Source organism: Rhodanobacter ginsenosidimutans (assembly GCF_042655685.1).
Classification (GTDB): domain Bacteria; phylum Pseudomonadota; class Gammaproteobacteria; order Xanthomonadales; family Rhodanobacteraceae; genus Rhodanobacter; species Rhodanobacter ginsenosidimutans.
On the sequence record NZ_JBHSMM010000001.1, the window covers coordinates 363,652 to 381,752 of the forward strand.

Here is an 18,101-nt window from a genome sequence, read left to right on the forward strand (position 1 = left end):
GAAATGTTCCTTCCCCCCGCTTGCGGGAGAAGGTGCCCGAAGGGCGGAAGAGGGCGCTTTTGATCCGGGCTTTCCCGCAGGAACGAAAAGCCCCCTCAGCCCTCCGGGCAGCTCCCCCGCGCAGCGGGGAGCAACAGCGTCGTCACAACGGGCTGGCAATACGCGCCGCCGTCGCCTCATCCGGCCGCGCCACCAGCGCGCCGGTGCGCATCAAACTGACGCTGTAATGGCCCTCATCCACCAGTGGCAGATACGCGCCGCTGCCAAAGACGGTATCCACCTCGGGCAGCCATTGCGGATAGCTGCGCTTGAGGTTCAGCAGATCGAAACCGTCGGTCGAACGAAAGCTGATCACCGTGCGCGGTGCGGTGGCTTCCTGCTCCGGGTCGTCGTAGCGGCCGGACAGGCGATCGAGCCGGTACAGCGGCGGCAGGCCGCTCAGCAGCGCCGGCAGTTTCCACTTCAGCACCACCGCCTCCACCCGCCAGTCGTCCCCGGCCAACTGCACCTGCCGCGTGCTGCCGTCGGGCCAGCTCAAGGTGAGCGCCCAGCGCTGCGGCGACAGGATGCGCGCGTCGATATCCACCACCGGGCTTTCCTGCGCCAGCAGCCGGTAGCCGCGCAGCGCGTAACCCATGCCGCCGAGCACCACGGTCAGCGCGAAGAACAGCAGGCACAGCAGCGCTCGCCCGCTGGCCGCGAACGGCTGGCCACCGTGCAATCGCTGGCGCACCATCACCAGTTGCACCAGCGTGGCCAGCGCAAAAAGCGCCGCCAGCACCAGCAGCACGGTTGTCGGCAGGCGCAGCCATGTGCTCCATTCCATCGTGGTTCCTCGTTGCGCGTGATGCGCGAATGCAGTCGCGCATGATAACGGCAGCAGGATGAAGGCAGCGGGCAGGCGCCGCGGGCGGCTCGCTATACTGCGGCGAGTCTGGCGCCGTGGCGCCTCCACCGCCCTCCGGATACCGAACATGCGCCGATCCCTCCTGCTGCTACCCGTCTGCCTCGCCGTCGCCGCGCTTGCCGGCTGCGGCTTGAAGGGTCCACTGGTGATGCCGCCGGCCAAGCCGGCCAGCGCACCGGCGCCCGCGGCGGCGAGCAGTGCACTGCCCGCGCCCGCGCCGGCTGGGGCTGCCATGCCATCTACGCCAGCGGGCACGGCTACGCTTCCCGCCACCGAGCTTTGAGCACAGTCATGTCTCTGGCGTTTTCCAAGATGCACGGCATCGGCAATGACTTCGTGGTGCTGGATTGCCGCCAGCAGCCGTTCGCGCTGGACGTGGCGCAGATCCGCGCGCTGGCCGACCGCCACACCGGCGTGGGCTTCGACCAGTTGCTCAGCGTGGAACCGGCGCGTGACCCCTCGTGCGCGTTCTACTACGGCATCTGGAACGCCGACGGCACGCCCTCGGGCCAGTGCGGCAACGGCGTGCGCTGCGTGGCGGCATGGCTGCATCGCGCCGGCGCGCTGGCGCTGGGCGAGGATGTGCGCATTGAAAGCCCCTCCGGCGCGGTCACCATCCGCGTGCTCGATCCGCACCGCGTCACCGTGGACATGGGCGAGCCGCAGTTCGATCCGGCGCGGCTGCCGTTCCAGGCCGATGGCGTCGCCGCCGATTACGTCATCGACGCCGATGGCGAGGCGCTGCGCATCGGCGCGGTGTCGATGGGCAACCCGCACGCCGTGATTCCGGTGCCCGACCTGCACGCGCCCGCGCTGGAGCGCATCGGCCCGGCGTTGTCCGTCCACTCGCGCTTTGCCGAAGGCGTCAACGCCGGTTTCGTGCAATCGGTCGATCGCGGCCATCTGCGCCTGCGCGTGCACGAGCGCGGCGCCGGCTGGACGCTGGCCTGCGGCACCGGCGCCTGCGCCGCCATGGCGGTGCTGCGTGCGCGCGGCGAGGTCGACGAGTCGGTGACGGTGGAACTGCCCGGCGGCGCGCTGCAGATCGACTGGGCCGGCCCTGGCCAGCCCCTGTGGATGACCGGCCCGGCCGCGTTCGTGTTCGAAGGCGAATGGCTGGCCGTCGACGCCATCCATTGAAGCGCGGCGGCGTCCATCGCACACTGGCCGTTCGCTGGCGGATCGTTTCTGCCGTCACCCGTAGCCCCGAGGATCACCGCGCATGACCGAAACGCTGCTCGACGACGCCACCCAGGGCCGCGTGGTCGCTGCCTACCTGAAAAGCCACCCGCAGTTCCTCAGCGACTACCCCGAGCTGGCCGCGCAACTCACCATGCCGCACGAAAAAGGCGCGGTGGCGTCGCTGGCGATGTATCAGTTGCAGAGCCTGCGCGACAAGAACGCGGAGCTGGAGCGGCGACTGGCCGACCTTATCGCCATCGCCGCCGACAATGAAAAGCTGATGGAGCGCGTGCATGCGCTCACCGTGGCGCTGCTGCGCGCCAACACGGTGGAAGTCACCGCGCGCAGCGTGGTGGCCAAGCTCAGTGCCGATTTCCACACTGACCAGGTGCGCCTGCTGCTGTTCGGCAACCAGCCGGAACTGCCGCGGGCGGCGTGGTTGCAGCAAATTCCCGGCGGCGCCGCCGAGCTGCCGGAGTTCGCCGATTTCCTGCAACAGCACGAGCCCGTTTCCGGCCGCCTGTCGCCGCAGAAACTGGAGCGGCTGTTCGGCGATGACGCCGACCACGTGCACTCCGCCGCCGTGATGCGGCTGGACCACACCGGCATGCTGGCCATCGGCAGCAAGGACCCGGACCGCTTCCAGCCCGGCATGGGCACGCTGTTCCTGAAGATGATCGCCGCCACCGTCACCGCCGCCCTGGCGCGCGCACGGGACGTTGCCTGAGAGCTTGTGAAAAAGCCGCCCGCCTACTGCGACCGCCGCCGAACGCCCGTGTCGGCGGTGCGCGGCTGGCAAATCCGGGTCATTTGGTTCACCAAACTCCCCGGATTTGCCACCCCCGCACCTTGTCACGGGCGCCCGGCGACGCTCTCGCTACGGCGGTCGGATTTTTCACAACCTCTGAGCCGGCAATGAGCCCCGCCAGCCAGGTCGATGCGTGGCTGCAACGCCTGGCCAACGAGCGCCAGGCGTCCGCGCACACGGTCGACGCCTACCGCCGTGACCTGGCCAAGCTGTTGCGCTTCATGGAGGCACAGGGCGTGGCCACGTTCGATGCGCTTGATCCCAACCGCATGCGCGCGTTCATTGCCACCGAGCACCGCGCGGGCCTCGCTGCGAAAAGCCTGCAGCGGCTGCTGTCCTCCTGCCGCAGCCTGTTCCGCCAACTGATCCGCGAAGGCGCGCTGGCGCATGACCCGCTGGCCGGCGTGCGCGGCCCCAAGGTGCGCCGCAAACTGCCGCAAGTGCTGGACGTGGACGAAGCCGGCGCGCTGGTGGAAACCGACAGCGGCGGCAAGCTGGCCGTGCGCGACCGCGCCATGCTGGAGCTGTTCTATTCCAGCGGCCTGCGCCTGTCCGAGCTGGTCAACCTGCGCTGGATCGACCTGGACCTCGACGGCGGCGAAGTACGCGTACTGGGCAAGGGCAGCAAGACCCGCGTGGTGCCCGTCGGCCGCCCAGCCATCACCGCGCTGCGTGCGCTGGGCGCCGCCGAAGGCATGCAGCCGGACAGCGCCATCTTCCGCGGCCGCGGCGGCGCCCCCATCAATCCCCGCACCGTGCAGCTGCGCATGAACAAACTGGCGATGGACCTGCCCAAACACGTCCATCCCCACCTGCTGCGCCACACCTTCGCCAGCCACATGCTGGAATCCTCCGGCGACCTCCGTGCCGTGCAGGAACTGCTCGGTCACGCCGACATCGCCACCACCCAGATCTACACGCACCTGGATTTCCAGCATCTGGCGAAGGTGTACGACGCCGCGCATCCGAGGGCGAAGCGGAAGCCGTAACAGCGCCGCGCCAAGAGCAAAGGGGAAGTCGCAAACGGCGGTGCGTCAGTACCACAAAAAAACCGGAATCCCCTCTCCCCTGCGGGGAGAGGGCAGGGAGAGGGGGACACGCCGCGGGGAGGTTCCCAACGAAGCCGCCCACGCCGCCATAAAGCCTCTTCCTTTTCACTCCCCCCGCAAGCACCGCCCCTCTCCTGTGTCCTCTCCCCAATGGGGAGAGGAGATCACGGCGACTTCGGGCTTTCCCGTTTGTCGATGACGCCAGGACAAGCCTCCTGCCAAACCTCAGCGACACAAAGACACCGTAATACCCTCTCCCCTGCGGGGAGAGGGCAGGGGAGAGGGGGCGCATGCCGCGGGGAACTTCCAACAAAGCCGCTCCTGCAAACAGAGGGCCAGAACGCCCCTCCAACATTGAACCCCACTCCCCAAGTCCCCATCTCATCGAGCCAAGCCAATGAGTTGCGGAGCCCCCATGGAATCGTTCCACGCCACCACCATCGTCTGCGTTCGCCGCGGAGGGCGCGTCGTCATCGGCAGCGACGGCCAGGTCACCCTGGGCAATACGGTGATGAAAGGCAACGCGCGCAAGGTACGCCGCCTCGGCAAGACTGGCGACGTGGTAGCTGGGTTCGCCGGCGCCACCGCCGACGCCTTCACCCTGTTCGAACTGTTCGAGCAAAAGCTCGAAAAGCACAACAACAACCTCACCCGCGCCGCCGTGGAAATGGCCAAGGAATGGCGCACCGATCGCCGCTTCGGCAAGCTCGAGGCGATGCTGGCGGTGGCCGACAAGGAGACCTCCCTGCTGATCTCCGGCAACGGCGACGTGGTGGAACCCGAACACGGCCTCATCGCCATCGGCTCCGGCGGCCCGTTCGCCCAATCAGCCGCCATGGCCCTGCTGGAAAACACCGAACTCGACGCCCGCACCATCGTCGAAAAGGCGCTGAAGATCGCCGGCGACATCTGCATCTATACCAATCACAACGTGTCGATCGAAGAGCTGTGAATCGGGAATGGGGAATCGGGAATGGTCAGAGCACCAGCGCCCGGTAACCCATGCCGTTCCGATTCCCGATTCCCTACTCCCCATTCCCGGCGAAGCCCCATGTCCGAATTGACCCCCCGCGAAATCGTCAACGAACTCGACCGCTACATCATCGGCCAGCAGGACGCCAAGCGCGCCGTGGCGATTGCGCTGCGCAGCCGCTGGCGGCGCATGCAGCTCGAGCCGGACATGCGCAACGAGGTCACGCCGAAAAACATCCTGATGATCGGCCCCACCGGCGTGGGCAAGACCGAGATCGCGCGGCGCCTGGCCACGCTGGCCAACGCGCCGTTCGTGAAGGTGGAGGCCACCAAGTTCACCGAGGTTGGCTACGTGGGCAAGGATGTGGAATCGATCATCCGCGACCTGGCCGACGTGGCCTACAAGCTCACCCGCGAGCAGGCGGTCAAACGCGTGCGCACGCAAGCGGAGGACCGGGCCGAAGACCGCATCCTCGACGCGCTGCTGCCGCGCCGCCAGGCCCAGCCCACCGACTGGAGCCACGATGCCGCCGCCGCGCCCGCCATCGACAGTGACACCCGCCAGAAACTGCGCAAGCAGTTGCGCGAAGGCGCGCTGGACGAACGCGAGATCGAGCTGGATTTCGCCATGAACGTGGGCGTGGAAATCATGTCGCCGCCGGGCATGGAGGAGATGGGCTCGCAACTGCGCCAGATGTTCCAGAACCTGGGCGGCGCCAAGACCCAGAGCCGCAAGCTGCCCATCAAGACCGCGCGCCCGCTGCTGATCGACGAAGAGGCCGGCAAGCTGCTCAACGACGAGGAGCTGCGCGCGCAGGCGATGGAGGCGGCCGAGCAGAACGGCATCGTCTTCATCGACGAGATCGACAAGGTGGCCCAGCGCGGCGACCACGGCCATGCCGGCGTCAGCCGCGAAGGCGTGCAGCGCGACCTGCTGCCGCTGGTCGAAGGCTCCACCGTGTCCACCAAGTACGGCCCGATCAAGACCGATCACATGCTGTTCATCGCCTCCGGCGCGTTCTCGCTGGCCAAGCCGTCCGACCTGATCCCCGAGCTGCAGGGCCGCCTGCCGATCCGGGTGGAACTGAACGCGCTCAGCGTGGACGACTTCAAGCGCATCCTGCGCGAGCCGCACAACGCGCTTACCAAGCAATACGTGGCGCTGCTGGGCACCGAAGGCGTGGGGCTGGAATTCACCGACTCCGGCATCGACCGGCTGGCCGAGGTGGCGTTCCAGGTCAACGAGCGCACCGAGAACATCGGCGCCCGCCGCCTGCACACCGTGATGGAGCGCCTGCTGGAGAAAATCTCCTACGAGGCCGCGGACAAGTCCGGTGAAAACTACCGTATCGACGCCGAACACGTAGACAAAAGCCTCGAAAGTCTCGCCCAGGACGAGGATCTCAGCCGCTACATCCTTTAAACAAGCCCAAGGGCCCGCTCTGTTAAAATGACCGTCATGAACAGCAACATCATTGAACTCAAGAGCACCGGCCAGCGCGCCCAGCTGCGCGAAGCGCAAGAAAAGCAAACCCTCGTGCGGCTATGGCGCGAGGAGCTGGAGCACGGCAGCTTCTGCGGTTACGTGGGCGGCGTTGGCCGCGAGTTCTTCCTGCTGTGGGTGGTCGGCGACGGCATCACCTACGACGGCATGTACATCATGCGTCACCGCGACATCTCCGAGCTGGAAGCCCCCGACAAGCACCACGCCTTCTTCGAGAAAGCCCTGGCGCTGAAACACATCCTGCCGCGCCCCCCGCGCGGCTTCCCGCTCGACAACATCCGCGACGTCGTCCAGGCCGCCGGCGCCCAGTCGCCGGTCATCGGCGTCCACGTCGACAGCGAAGACGAAGCCGAAGTCTGCTACATCGGCCGCCTCGTCGCCGTCGAGGAAGACGGCTTCACCATGCAGGAAGTCAGCCCCGACGCCGAGTGGATGCGCGAGGCGTCGTTCTTCGCGTGGGATGAGGTTTCGACCATCAGCATCGAGGATGGCTACGCGATGTCGCTGCTGGCTGTGGCCGGGCCGGCGCCGGCGCTGCTGGAAGGCGATAGCGGCGTTTCGGAGCTGCCCACACGGCAGTGACTGGGTGGTCGTTTGAACCACGGCGCGGCTTGGGTCTGAGCGGTCGCGCGGATCATTGAAAGGTAACGACAACCTGAGGGCTATTCGCGCGCTCTGGTGGAGTCGTTGTGGGCGGAGGTTGGTGTTTAGCGAAAGCGGCTTGTAGGTGCGCAACGGCGCTAGACTGGGGACTCGGGGTGAGTTGACGGTTCTCTGTTGCAGCCGCCCAAACAGATGGTGCGCCGGAATAGGCTGCCGCGATGGGCTGCAGGATTACATTGAAATTTTAAATCTACTTGGCGTTAGCTCGTTATCGGGGGCCCCGTGTCATTTGTAAAGCCGAAATATTCGAAGAAACAGATCAATCGGGCAGGAGATATTCTGATCGCAGACCAAGTTTCTCCGAACGAACACAACTTTGCTGATGAAGTGCTTGCTAACTACCGTGCAGCACACGGGTATCCAATCAATACCTTCCAAGCCACATTACGCGCCAAACTTAAGAGCATTGATGACAAGGCCATCGTTGCACAACGACTCAAACGAACTCCATCTATCGTCCTGAAGCTCAAGCGTTTCGATGGAATGAAGCTTGCAAGAATGCAAGATATCGGAGGTTTGCGGGCGATCGTTTCATCGGTCGCTCGGGTTCGAAAACTCGAAACTTCCTATAGAATTTCAAAGTTTCAACATGAGCTTGTCTCTTCAAAAGATTACCTCCTTGAGCCAAAATTCGACGGGTACCGCGGCATCCATTTGATTTATAAGTACTCAAACCCAAATGCTCCCGACTACGACGGGCTATCCCTTGAGCTGCAGATCCGAACTCGATTGCAGCATGCTTGGGCAACTGCTGTCGAAACAATGGGCACATTTCTTGGTCAGGCGCTGAAGTCTGGCCAAGGCGAAGATCAATGGCGTGAGTTCTTTTCAATTGCGGGTGCCGCTCTTGCAGACATTGAAAAAACGACTCCTGTTCCGGGTTTCGAGGACTGTTCATCCCAGCAAATTCATGAGCGGCTGTTTGAATCAGAGCAACGCCTGCGTGTCCTGGAAAAACTTAGTGGTTTCGCGATCGCAGCAGATCGAATCACAACGGAGCGCGGTCAAGGCGGTTATCACCTAATTACGCTTGATTCAGCCAATCGAACTGTAACTATCAAGCCATTCCCTGTAGCAAGGCTAGAGGAAGCAAGCTTGGCTTACGCCACAATTGAGGCAAGAACAAAAAGTGGCGAGCCAATTGAAGCCGTCCTCGTTTCGGCTGGCCCTGTCGAATCGCTCAGGAAGGCCTATCCAAACTACTTTTTGGATACACAAGTCTTTGTGAGGCAACTCCAGCGACTCATAGACGGACACAGGCTGAGCAGGAAGAGCTAACAATTCGTCCAAGCGGACGCGCTAAAAGCCGCGCGCCGGCTTAACTCCAACGTCATACGGGGTGCCATGGCAGGCAAAGATAAAGTTTCGCGTTGGTGGCACTACAAGCACATCAAGGCGTGGCGCTATATCGCTGGCTCCGCGTTATCGATCCTCGTCTGCGTAGTGCTATCCGTGCTGTATTGCGACTGGAGCTACATTGAGCGTAGCGGAGGCTTGATATCTCTCTTTGGCGCACTCTTGGGTCTGCGAAAGCTGCTACGCAAAGGAGCTCGTGAGCTAGCCAAGCCCAATAAGTCGCTTGTCAATGGAGGCAAGTTTGACACGGACGCCATGTGGCAAAGCGTCGAAGATACAAGCGACTCGTTCGCTCAAGAGCTGGGCCTTGCTCTGGTCATTCTCGGTACGCTCATCAGCGCCTTCGGGTCGCTCCCGCTTCGGGCAGCCTTCCCGTTAGGCGTATAGCTGTTCGTCCGAGCGGAAAAAGACGTCAGGGATAATTTTCCAAAGCTTGTTTAGAATTGTCCTTGGCACCCTTTCTTTTGTGGCGGCGGCGGTATCAGGCGCCGATTGCAGCGCAGACCAGCAGCACGAAACCGACAACCGCAATCAGCGTGTGACCGTACATCAGCGGCAATGGCAGCGGCTTCTGCTGCCATTGATAACCGAGGTTCATCACTACCCCGCCGCCGGCGGCAATGATCAACAGCAACAACGCCCACGCGGCGAGTACGGGCAAACCACTGACGAAGTAGACCAATAACAGCAGCGTCAAACCGGCGCCGGCCAACAGGCCATGCAACAGCGCCAGCCATGCCGGTGGGTTGCGTTTCGCCAATGCGCGCATACCGGCCATGACCAGGCCACCGGCTGCCGCGATCGCGAACAGCGTGATGCAGATAAGCAGCATGTTCTGAATGCTGATATTCATGTTTTCTCCCCTTGATGGACAAAAAAACACCGTGCCTGTACGGGTCGTGTCGTGCCGTCGTGTACTTTCCAGCCGGTAAACATGCCCCCGCTGTTTGAACATACTCCGCGCGCAGTGACGCGGCGATTTCTCAGTGGCCAACCAATCGCCGCAACCAATCGAGAAGTACGGTGGGGAGCAACTCTGGCTTGGGCAGCAGCGCGTACTGGCTGGCGCCAAACACGTACGGCAGGTAGTTGGCGGCCTGGCGGTCGATGGTCAGGCAGAACGGCGAGATGCCCTGCAGCTTCGCTTCGGTCACGGCTTGGCGCAGGTCTTCGACGCCGTAGCGGCCTTCGTAATGATCCATGTCGTTCGGCTTGCCGTCGGACAGCATCAATAGCAGGCGGTGCTGGGCGGTTTGCTGCACCAGGCGGTTGCTGGCATGGCGCAGGGCGGCGCCGGCGCGGGTGTAGTTTTCCGGCTCCAGCCCCGCGATGCGCAAGGCGACGGCCGGGCCATACGGCTCGTCGAATCGTTTGACCTCGCGCACGATCACGCCTTGCGCCGTCTCGCCGGAAAACGCCTGCACGGCATACGGTTGACCGAGGCCTTCGAGCGCGATGCACACCAGCAACAGTGCCTCGCGCTCGACGTCGATGATGCGTCGGTTGCCGACGATCCAGCCATCGGTCGAGCCGCTGACATCGATGAGCAGCATGATGGCCATATCACGCTGCACCCGGCGCTGACTCTGGTACAGGCGTTGCGGCAACGGAAGGCCGGCGCGGTAGTCGGCGTGGCCTTCGATATACGCCTCCAGATCGACTTCGTCGCCGTCCAGTTGCTTGTGTACGCGGACGCGCCGCGCGCGCAGCATTTCGAAGCGGCGACGAATCTCCTGCAGCATGCCGCGATGGGCATCGAGGGTGTGGTCGACCCACGCCTGCGGGCCGACGGCGGCGGGCAAGGGGTGCACCGCGGCGCCGGGCGAGTGATACGCACGAATGCGGTAATCCCACTCCGGATAGTTCAGCGCGTGCTGCGCGGTGGACGTCGACGGTGCCTCGACTCGCGCGGCAGCATCGGGTGGATCATCGGACAGCAAGACTTCCTTGGGCCGGCCCGGTCGCGTCAGCAAGCGTGCTTCGGGCAACTCGGATAGCGCATCGGCATATTCGTCGGCGGCGGTGGCGTCGTCGCGGTCGGTCGGGCGCTGCAGACCGCCGGGATCTTCCGCCTGTTCATGTGGTTGCGCGGTCTGCACCATCCATGCACCGGGGCGCTCGTCGTCTTCCTCGTCATCGGCTTCGCGCACGTCCGGCCGGCGTGCCAGGCGCGCGCTGCGCGCTGCCTTTCGATCTGCATCGAACGGGTCGGCGCTGTTGGTGGGCACCACGCTGGCCGCATGTTTGAGTGGCACGCGCAGCTCGCCAGTCCATAGATCTTTCAGCAACGGGTGCGGGCCCCAGTCTTGTCGCGTGGCCGTGCGGCGCAGGTGATCCGCGATTTGTCTGGCGCGCAGCAGGGATTCGGCCGGCGTTGGGCAGGGCAGGCCGAGTTGGGATAGTTCCTCACCTGGCGCAAATGACGCTTCAAGCACGCCACGAATCAGGCGTTCCAACGGCTGCAATCGAGCGGGAAACGCGGCAAGCGGCGGCCGTGCACGCAACGCGTCCGCACGCAGGACGGCCAGGGTGCTCGCCACGCCCGGCAGGGTACGCGTGAGCTCGCTGTCGGCGGCGGCGGCTTCATGCAGCAGGTACAGATCCCGCATAAGCGGGTCGCGCAAATCAGGTGCGTGGGCGGCCGTGCCGCGCATGGCGCGGGTCGCCTGCTGCAAGGCGAGCGCGCGGTAATACAGCGAAGCGGTGTCCGCCGAAAGGCGTCCGAGATGGGTCGGCAGCCAGATCGATAGGCCGTCCGTGGCGGGCAGTGCGATGCGGTGCCGTGGCCCGTGCCGACGATGCACCAGCAACGCCAGAAAGCTTGGTGGCGACGGTGTCTGCGCAACGCGCAGGGCGAAGCTGCGGTCGCACAGTGCGGAAATCAGCAAGTCCAGTCGGGGTGCCACGTCGGCGAGCGCCAGGGGTGGCGCCTGCGCCACGGGCGGCCGGTGGCGCCGCCACAACGCACGCGAGTAAATCGTCGCGTGGCGTACGGCATCCATGATGACATCTTCAGCTTCAGCCATGCGGCAACCCTCGAACGCCACCGCCAGCAGGGCGCACCATCAGACGAAGGTGGCGTCCACCAGATCGTGCATCGCGCCGACCAGCGTGGCTTCATCGGACAACGGCGAGACGATGGCGGCGTAACACGCGTCGCGCACCGGAATGCCACTGGCAATCAAGCACGCCGCTGCGATCAGCAAACGCGTGCTGGGCACTTCGGCCAGGCCGCGATCCTGCAGCCCGCGCAGGCGTTGCCCCAGCGTCACCAGTGCATGCGCGGTGGCGTAATCGGCAGAACCCTCGCGTTCGACAATGGCGACCTCGGTGGCCAGTGGCGGAAAGTTGAAGTCCAGCGCAACAAAGCGCTGCCGCGTGCTGGGCTTCAGGTCTTTCAACATGCGTTGATAACCGGGGTTGTACGACACCACCAGCTGAAAACCGGGCGCCGCTTCGAGTGTTTCGCCGGTCTTGTCGACCGGCAGGATGCGCCGGTAATCGGTCAGCGGATGCAGCACCACGACGGTGTCCTGGCGTGCCTCGACCACTTCATCGAGATAGCAGATGGCGCCTTCGCGCACGGCACGGGTCAGTGGGCCGTCCTGCCAGGCGGTGCCGTCATGGCGGATCAGAAAGCGGCCCACCAGATCGCTGGCGCTGAGGTCGTCATGACAGGAGATCGTGATCAATGGCCGCTTGAGGCGCCATGCCATGTATTCGACGAAGCGGGTCTTGCCGCAGCCGGTTGGCCCTTTCAGCATCACCGCGAGCTTGTGCGCATGGCACTGCTCGAACACCGCTACTTCGTTGCCGGAGGGCAGGTAGAACGGTGCCGCGCTGGTATCGGCGGCACCGTGATCGGTCATGACGGGGGAGTCAGGCATCGGGTGCGACAGGTTCGAGCTTGCGCTGCCTGGCCTCGTCGTTGACGACGAAGTTTGGCGGGAAACGGAAGAAGTCGTAGATGAACAAGATCACGCCGAGGACAAACACCGAGGCCGTCGCAATCAGCATCACGAAGTGGATCTGGATCTTGAGCTGCGTATCGAGGTAACCCAGGCCCAGGATGCGCTCCAGATACACCTGCGCGATGCCGGCGGTACCGAAGGAAAGCGTCATGCCGAACATGCCCCCCAATTGCATCCAGAACGCCCAGTAGCCGATCGGCGACCCCGCCTCGCGCCGCCCGGACGTCAACGACGGTAATGCGTAGACGATCATCGCCAGCACGATCATCACGTACGCGCCGTAGAACGCGGCGTGGCCGTGCATGGCGGTGATCATCGTGCCGTGCGTCCACTTGTTGACGCTGGGAAAGGTGTGCGCCAACCCCAGAAGACCGGCACCAAACAGCGTGAACACGGCGCTGCCGACGGTCCAGTGCAAGGCGAGCACGTTGGGGTGCTGCATGCCGGAGCGGCGAATGGCGTAGTACGCGTAGACGGCCATGCCGACCAGTGCGACCGGCTCCAGCGCACTGAAAACACCGCCGATCGGCAGCCAGTAGTGCGGTACACCGACCCAGTAGTAATGATGTGCGGTACCGATGATGCCGGCGATGAAGACCAGTCCGACGATCACGTACAGCCACTTTTCCATCACCTCACGATCGGCGCCGGACAAACGGATCAGCAGGTACGCGAGGAAACCGCCCTGGATCATTTCCCACACGCCCTCCACCCACAGGTGGATCGTCCACCAGCGAAAGAAGATCGATACGACGTAGTTCTGGTAATGCAGCAACGCCGGCAGATACAGCAGGGCAGCCAGCCCCAGACCACCCATCAACACGCCTTCGGTCGTGGTGAAGCGACCGGAGCGTTTGATCGTCATGAAGATGTTGTAGAGGAACATCAGCATCACGATCACGATGACGATCTTCGACGGCAGCGGTTGCTCCAGCAATTTGTTGCCGGTGCCGTAGCGGAACAGGTAACCAAAGATCGTGGCCAGACCCATCACCGACCACAGCACCAGCTGCCACAGTGCGAGCTTGACGCTATACAACTCGGTGCGCGATTCGTCCGGCACCATCCAGTACGTGGCGCCCATGAAGCCGGTCAGCACCCACACGATCAGCAGGTTGGTGTGGATGGTCTTGGTGACATCAAAGGGCAGGATGTACAGCAGCGGATCGGGGCCGAGATATTTCGCCGCCGAGAGCAGGCCGAACACCAGTTGCAGGCCGAACAACGCCATGGCGACGGCAAAGTACCAATAGGCCACTGACTGGGATTTGTAACGCATGGTGCCTCTCCGTCGAATCGGTTTGCGGAACCATCACTGCGATGGCGTCTGTTGCCGCGCTGCGCGGCAGCGGAGGGTACGGGGCTTACTTCAGGGTGGAGAGGTAGGCGACCAGATGATCGACCTGCTCGGGCGTCAGTGATTGCGCGTACGTGTCCGGCATGAACGAGGTGCCGCCGGCCGAATACATGTCGCCGGGCTCCAGATACTTGCTGGGATGCAGGATCGATTCACGGATGAAACCGGCCGCGTCCTTCGCCTCGCCCTTGTACGCACCCGAAGCGATCGCCTTTTCCGCGAGTGCGGAAATGCCAGCCAGCGATGGCCCGGCCATATCCACGCCCGGTGCGGTTGAGTGACAGGCACCGCAAGGTGGTGACGCGCCATGGAAAAGCGTTTCACCTTGCGCGATGGGGCTGTCAGCTTGCGTCGTGGCCTGCGTGCCCGGAGCGCCGGTGGCCTTGTCCGCAGCAGCTGGCGCTACCGCGGCCATGCCCGGCAGTGACGAGCCGCTGACCAGCAACGGCCGTGGCGGCCAGCCTTGGTTGTCGACCTTGCTGACCCAATCGAGGAACGCGATCAGGCCGGTGATGTCGGCGTCGCTCAGGTTCTGCGTGGGCATCAATCGACGCACTTTCTGCTCGTCGTAAAATTTTGACGGGTCGTGCATATAGGCGCGCAGATAAGCTTCACCGCGAAGCTGCGTGATCTTGGTCAGATCGGGTGCGTAGTAGGCGCCTTCGCCAAACAGCGTGTGGCAATTGATGCAATTGTTCTCGTGCCACACCTTGTTTCCGAGGGTGACTTCTGGCGAGATGTCCTGCGCATTGGACAGCTTGGGAATCTGGCGCAGGGTGTCGAACGTCATGCCGAGAAACAGCAGCCCCACCAGCAGGGTTCCAACAATGGCAAACAGCCGGGTCTGTCGCTTGTTCATGAGGTGCTCCGGCTCAGACGGCGATGTGGGACCAGTATTTCAAGATGATGTACGCCGCATAGATGATGGCAGCCGCCATCAACAGCAAAACGACATGGCTGAAAATGCGGAAACATTTTCCGACGGTCGCGATCTGCATATTCGCCCCCACGCTATTCCCCGAGATTATGGGAGTGTCGCACGCTTTCGGTGACGGAATCGTCACTGTGACATTGTATGTCGCAGCTGCCTGCGGTGCGCTTCGCGAATATCCACCAGACGCTGCGCAGACGAGGCCGCTGCGGTGGCTGCGCCTGCATGGCAGTCCTGCTTTCGATAGCGCCGCATTTGTGTCGGTGAAGGCTGTGCGTGAGGTGATGGAAGGTGCCGAGAGCCAAGCCGTCGGCGCAGCGGAAGGTCACACGGGCCAACTCACGACCTGTTGACCGCAGCACCGGTATCACAGGTGCTTTCCGATGGAGTGAGTCATGGGCAACCAAGACAACAAGCCCGGTCTTTTCGATTCGCGCCGCGTCGTGCGGGAGCAGGCGGCAAAGATGCCGCCGGCGGCGAAAGCCGATTTCAGTGGCGTGTCATCTCAGATCAGTGCCACGGTGGACGAAACCGGCGCATACATGGTGGCCGCGGGCGACAGCCTGTCGAGTATCGCGCGGGCCGTTTACGGCGATGCGAATGCGTGGGAGCGCATCTTTGCGGCTAATCGTGATCAGCTCACTGACCCGGACGAAATCAAGCCGGGACAGATGTTGAATATCCCGCCCAGGCCGTGAAGCAGGCGATTTGCGTGACTGCCGCGATCCAGCGTGGCGCACGATTCATCGCTGAAATGGCGCGGCGCGATTGCGTACGATGCGCGCTTTGCTCCACGAGCCGCCTGCAGCCTGCGCCCGATCCAGCGCCGCGGGCGGCCGAATTCCTGTGCGTTGTCGCCTGCGCTTTCCCCTGTGGGGCGAAAACGCGACAATGGGGGGCTTTTCCGCGCGTCGCCGATCGCGCTGGCGCCCATCCCTGAACTGTCGTCGCAGAGAGGTCACAACCGACAATGTCTTCCACGCCAAAGATCATCTACACGCTGACGGACGAAGCTCCTTTTCTGGCCACGCAGTCGCTACTGCCGATCATCAACGCTTTCACCGGAACCGCCGGCATCGCGGTGGAGACGCGCGACATCTCTTTGGCGGGCCGCATCATTGCGCTGTTTCCCGAGGCGCTGAAGGACAACCAGCGCATCGCCGACGACCTCAGCGAGCTGGGCCAGCTGGCCAATACGCCCGAGGCCAACATCATCAAGCTGCCCAACATCAGCGCCTCCATGCCGCAGCTGAAAGCCGCCATCAAGGAGTTGCAGCAGCAGGGCTACGCGCTGCCGGATTACCCGGACGAGCCGAAGGATGCGCACGAGAAGGACGTCCGTACGCGCTATGACAAGGTCAAGGGCAGCGCCGTGAACCCGGTGCTGCGCGAAGGCAATTCCGATCGCCGCGCGCCGCCTTCGGTGAAGAACTACGCACGCGAGCATCCGCATCGCATGGGTGCGTGGAGCGCGGATTCGAAAACCCGCGTGGCACACATGGATCACGGCGATTTCTACGGCACCGAGAAATCGGCGCTGATCGAACGCGCCGGCAACGTCAGCATCGAGTGGTTCGGCAAGGACGGCAGCCATGCGGTGCTGAAGGCGAAAACCGCCCTGCTGGAAGGCGAGATCATCGACGGCGCGGTGATGAGCAAGCGCGCGCTGGCCGCTTTCATCGACGCCCAGGTGGCGGATGCGAAAGCGAAGGGTGTGCTGTTTTCGCTGCACCTGAAAGCCACCATGATGAAGGTCTCCGACCCGATCATGTTCGGCGTGGCGGTCAGCGAGTTCTACCGCGATGCGCTGGCGAAGCATGCTGACGCGCTGAAGCAGATCGGCTTCAACCCCAACAACGGCATCGGCGACCTGTACGCCCGCCTCGGCAGCCTGCCGCAGGATCAGCAGGCGCAGATCAAGGCGGACCTGCAGGCGGAATACGCGCAGCGCCCGGCCCTGGCGATGGTCAATTCCGACAAGGGCATCACCAACCTGCACGTGCCCAGCGATGTGATCATCGACGCCTCGATGCCGGCGATGATCCGCGACTCCGGCAAGATGTGGAACGCCGAAGGCAAGCTGCAGGACATCGTGGCGGTGATCCCCGACCGCAGCTACGCCGGCGTGTACCAGGCGACCATCGAGGACTGCAAGGCGCACGGCGCGTTCGATCCGGCCACCATGGGCAGCGTGCCCAACGTGGGCCTGATGGCGCAGAAAGCCGAGGAATACGGCTCGCACGACAAGACCTTCCAGATGGCCGGCGACGGCACGGTCAAGGTGATCGACGACGCCGGCAAGGTGCTGCTGCAGCACGAGGTTGAGGCCGGCGACATCTGGCGCATGTGCCAGGCCAAGGACGCACCGATCCAGGATTGGGTGAAGCTGGCGGTGAGTCGCGCGCGGCTCTCGTCCACGCCGGCGGTGTTCTGGCTGGACCCGAAGCGCGCGCACGATGCGCAGGTGATCAAGAAGGTCGAGCGCTACCTGAAGGATCACGACACCAGCGGGCTGGATATCCGCATCATGGATCCGGTGGCCGCCACGAAATTCTCGCTGGAGCGCATCCGCAAGGGCCAGGACACCATCTCGGTCACCGGCAACGTGCTGCGCGATTACCTCACCGACCTGTTCCCGATCATGGAGCTGGGCACCAGCGCCAAGATGCTGTCGATCGTGCCGCTGATGGCGGGCGGCGGCCTGTTCGAGACGGGCGCCGGTGGTTCCGCGCCCAAGCACGTGCAGCAGTTTGTGGAGGAGAACTACCTTCGCTGGGATTCGCTGGGCGAATTCCTGGCGCTGCAGGCCTCGCTGGAGTTCGTGGGCGAGCAGACCGGCAACGCGCAGGCCAAGGTGCTGGCGCGGGCACTGGACCAGGCCAACGGCAAGGTGCTGGACAACAACAGGTCGCCCGCGCGCAAGGTGGGCGAGCTGGACAATCGCGGCAGCCATTTCTACCTGGCGCTGTACTGGGCGCAGGCGCTGGCCGCGCAGGACGATGATGCCGCGCTGAAGGCGACGTTCGCGCCGCTGGCCAAGGCGCTTGCCGACAACGAGGCGGCCATCCTGGCGGAGCTCAATGGCGCGCAGGGCAAGCCGGTGGACATCGGCGGTTATTACCACCCGGATATGGACAAGGTGGGCCGCGCGATGCGTCCCAGCGCGACGTTCAATGCGGCGTTGGCGACGCTTTCGAAGGGTTGATCGGGTAGCGCGTATGGCCGTCTTTACGGCTTGTTGAAAAGAGGCGCCTTCGGGCGCCTCTTTTCGTTTGTGCACTCAGCGGCATTCCACGAGCAAAGGCCCCTCTCCTCAGTCCTCTCCCGCAAGCGGGAGAGGAGGTCAGGGGTGAGCGGAAGAGGCGGTCGGTGTGAACCCCTCTCCCGCTTGCGGGAGAGGG

Annotated in this window: 17 protein-coding genes; 11 read left to right on the forward strand and 6 right to left on the reverse strand. The window is 63.9% G+C overall.

Annotated features, from left to right (window positions below; all coding sequences use genetic code 11):
* Window positions 1–142 precede the first annotated feature (142 nt).
* Window positions 143–826 (reverse strand): hypothetical protein, encoded by a 684-nt coding sequence (locus ACFPK0_RS01475; RefSeq protein ID WP_056082856.1) that lies wholly within the window; start codon window positions 824–826, stop codon window positions 143–145.
* A gap of 148 nt (window positions 827–974) precedes the next feature.
* On the opposite strand from ACFPK0_RS01475, the gene lptM reads away from it, so the two are divergent.
* From lptM to ACFPK0_RS01515, 8 genes are all read left to right on the forward strand, one after another.
* Window positions 975–1,190: an LPS translocon maturation chaperone LptM gene (lptM, locus tag ACFPK0_RS01480; RefSeq protein WP_377337878.1), complete on the forward strand. Its 216-nt coding sequence runs from the start codon at window positions 975–977 to the stop codon at window positions 1,188–1,190.
* Between the two features lie 8 nt (window positions 1,191–1,198).
* Window positions 1,199–2,047 (forward strand): diaminopimelate epimerase, encoded by an 849-nt coding sequence (dapF, locus tag ACFPK0_RS01485; protein WP_377337880.1) that lies wholly within the window; start codon window positions 1,199–1,201, stop codon window positions 2,045–2,047.
* An 82-nt stretch (window positions 2,048–2,129) separates the two neighbouring features.
* Entirely contained in the window at window positions 2,130–2,816 is a 687-nt protein-coding gene (locus ACFPK0_RS01490) for a DUF484 family protein (RefSeq protein WP_056606621.1), read from the forward strand.
* A gap of 188 nt (window positions 2,817–3,004) precedes the next feature.
* Window positions 3,005–3,886, forward strand: coding sequence for a tyrosine recombinase XerC (gene xerC / locus ACFPK0_RS01495; protein WP_377337882.1), 882 nt, complete (start codon window positions 3,005–3,007; stop codon window positions 3,884–3,886).
* Window positions 3,887–4,343: 457 nt separating this feature from the next.
* Entirely contained in the window at window positions 4,344–4,898 is a 555-nt protein-coding gene (hslV, locus tag ACFPK0_RS01500; RefSeq protein ID WP_377337884.1) for an ATP-dependent protease subunit HslV, read from the forward strand.
* Window positions 4,899–4,997: 99 nt separating this feature from the next.
* Window positions 4,998–6,341 (forward strand): ATP-dependent protease ATPase subunit HslU, encoded by a 1,344-nt coding sequence (hslU, locus tag ACFPK0_RS01505; protein WP_056082840.1) that lies wholly within the window; start codon window positions 4,998–5,000, stop codon window positions 6,339–6,341.
* A gap of 36 nt (window positions 6,342–6,377) precedes the next feature.
* Entirely contained in the window at window positions 6,378–7,004 is a 627-nt protein-coding gene (locus ACFPK0_RS01510; protein ID WP_156458382.1) for a hypothetical protein, read from the forward strand.
* 303 nt (window positions 7,005–7,307) lie between these two features.
* Complete coding sequence (locus ACFPK0_RS01515; RefSeq protein ID WP_377337887.1) at window positions 7,308–8,363, forward strand: hypothetical protein; 1,056 nt, start codon at window positions 7,308–7,310, stop codon at window positions 8,361–8,363.
* A gap of 559 nt (window positions 8,364–8,922) precedes the next feature.
* Here ACFPK0_RS01515 and ACFPK0_RS01520 read toward each other — a convergent pair.
* The 5 genes from ACFPK0_RS01520 to ACFPK0_RS01540 form a co-directional block, all read right to left on the reverse strand.
* Window positions 8,923–9,294, reverse strand: coding sequence for a hypothetical protein (locus ACFPK0_RS01520; RefSeq protein ID WP_377337889.1), 372 nt, complete (start codon window positions 9,292–9,294; stop codon window positions 8,923–8,925).
* A gap of 130 nt (window positions 9,295–9,424) precedes the next feature.
* Window positions 9,425–11,467 carry a nitric oxide reductase activation protein NorD gene (locus ACFPK0_RS01525; protein WP_377337891.1) on the reverse strand — a complete coding sequence of 681 codons (2,043 nt, stop codon included), beginning with the start codon at window positions 11,465–11,467 and terminating at the stop codon, window positions 9,425–9,427.
* Between the two features lie 39 nt (window positions 11,468–11,506).
* Window positions 11,507–12,310 carry a CbbQ/NirQ/NorQ/GpvN family protein gene (locus ACFPK0_RS01530; protein ID WP_377337893.1) on the reverse strand — a complete coding sequence of 268 codons (804 nt, stop codon included), beginning with the start codon at window positions 12,308–12,310 and terminating at the stop codon, window positions 11,507–11,509.
* Between the two features lie 10 nt (window positions 12,311–12,320).
* Window positions 12,321–13,691, reverse strand: a complete 1,371-nt coding sequence (locus ACFPK0_RS01535) for a cbb3-type cytochrome c oxidase subunit I (RefSeq protein ID WP_056606591.1) — start codon at window positions 13,689–13,691, stop codon at window positions 12,321–12,323.
* An 85-nt stretch (window positions 13,692–13,776) separates the two neighbouring features.
* On the reverse strand, window positions 13,777–14,628 hold the full coding sequence (locus ACFPK0_RS01540; RefSeq protein ID WP_056606588.1) for a c-type cytochrome: 852 nt from the start codon (window positions 14,626–14,628) through the stop codon (window positions 13,777–13,779).
* Window positions 14,629–14,693: 65 nt separating this feature from the next.
* On the opposite strand from ACFPK0_RS01540, the gene ACFPK0_RS01545 reads away from it, so the two are divergent.
* The 3 genes from ACFPK0_RS01545 to ACFPK0_RS01555 all read left to right on the forward strand — a co-directional run bounded on the left by ACFPK0_RS01545 (window position 14,694) and on the right by ACFPK0_RS01555 (window position 17,905).
* Entirely contained in the window at window positions 14,694–15,053 is a 360-nt protein-coding gene (locus tag ACFPK0_RS01545) for a hypothetical protein (RefSeq protein WP_377337895.1), read from the forward strand.
* Window positions 15,054–15,095: 42 nt separating this feature from the next.
* Complete coding sequence (locus ACFPK0_RS01550) at window positions 15,096–15,398, forward strand: LysM peptidoglycan-binding domain-containing protein (protein WP_377337897.1); 303 nt, start codon at window positions 15,096–15,098, stop codon at window positions 15,396–15,398.
* Window positions 15,399–15,670: 272 nt separating this feature from the next.
* Window positions 15,671–17,905, forward strand: coding sequence for an NADP-dependent isocitrate dehydrogenase (locus ACFPK0_RS01555; protein WP_377337899.1), 2,235 nt, complete (start codon window positions 15,671–15,673; stop codon window positions 17,903–17,905).
* The last annotated feature ends 196 nt before the right edge of the window (window positions 17,906–18,101 follow it).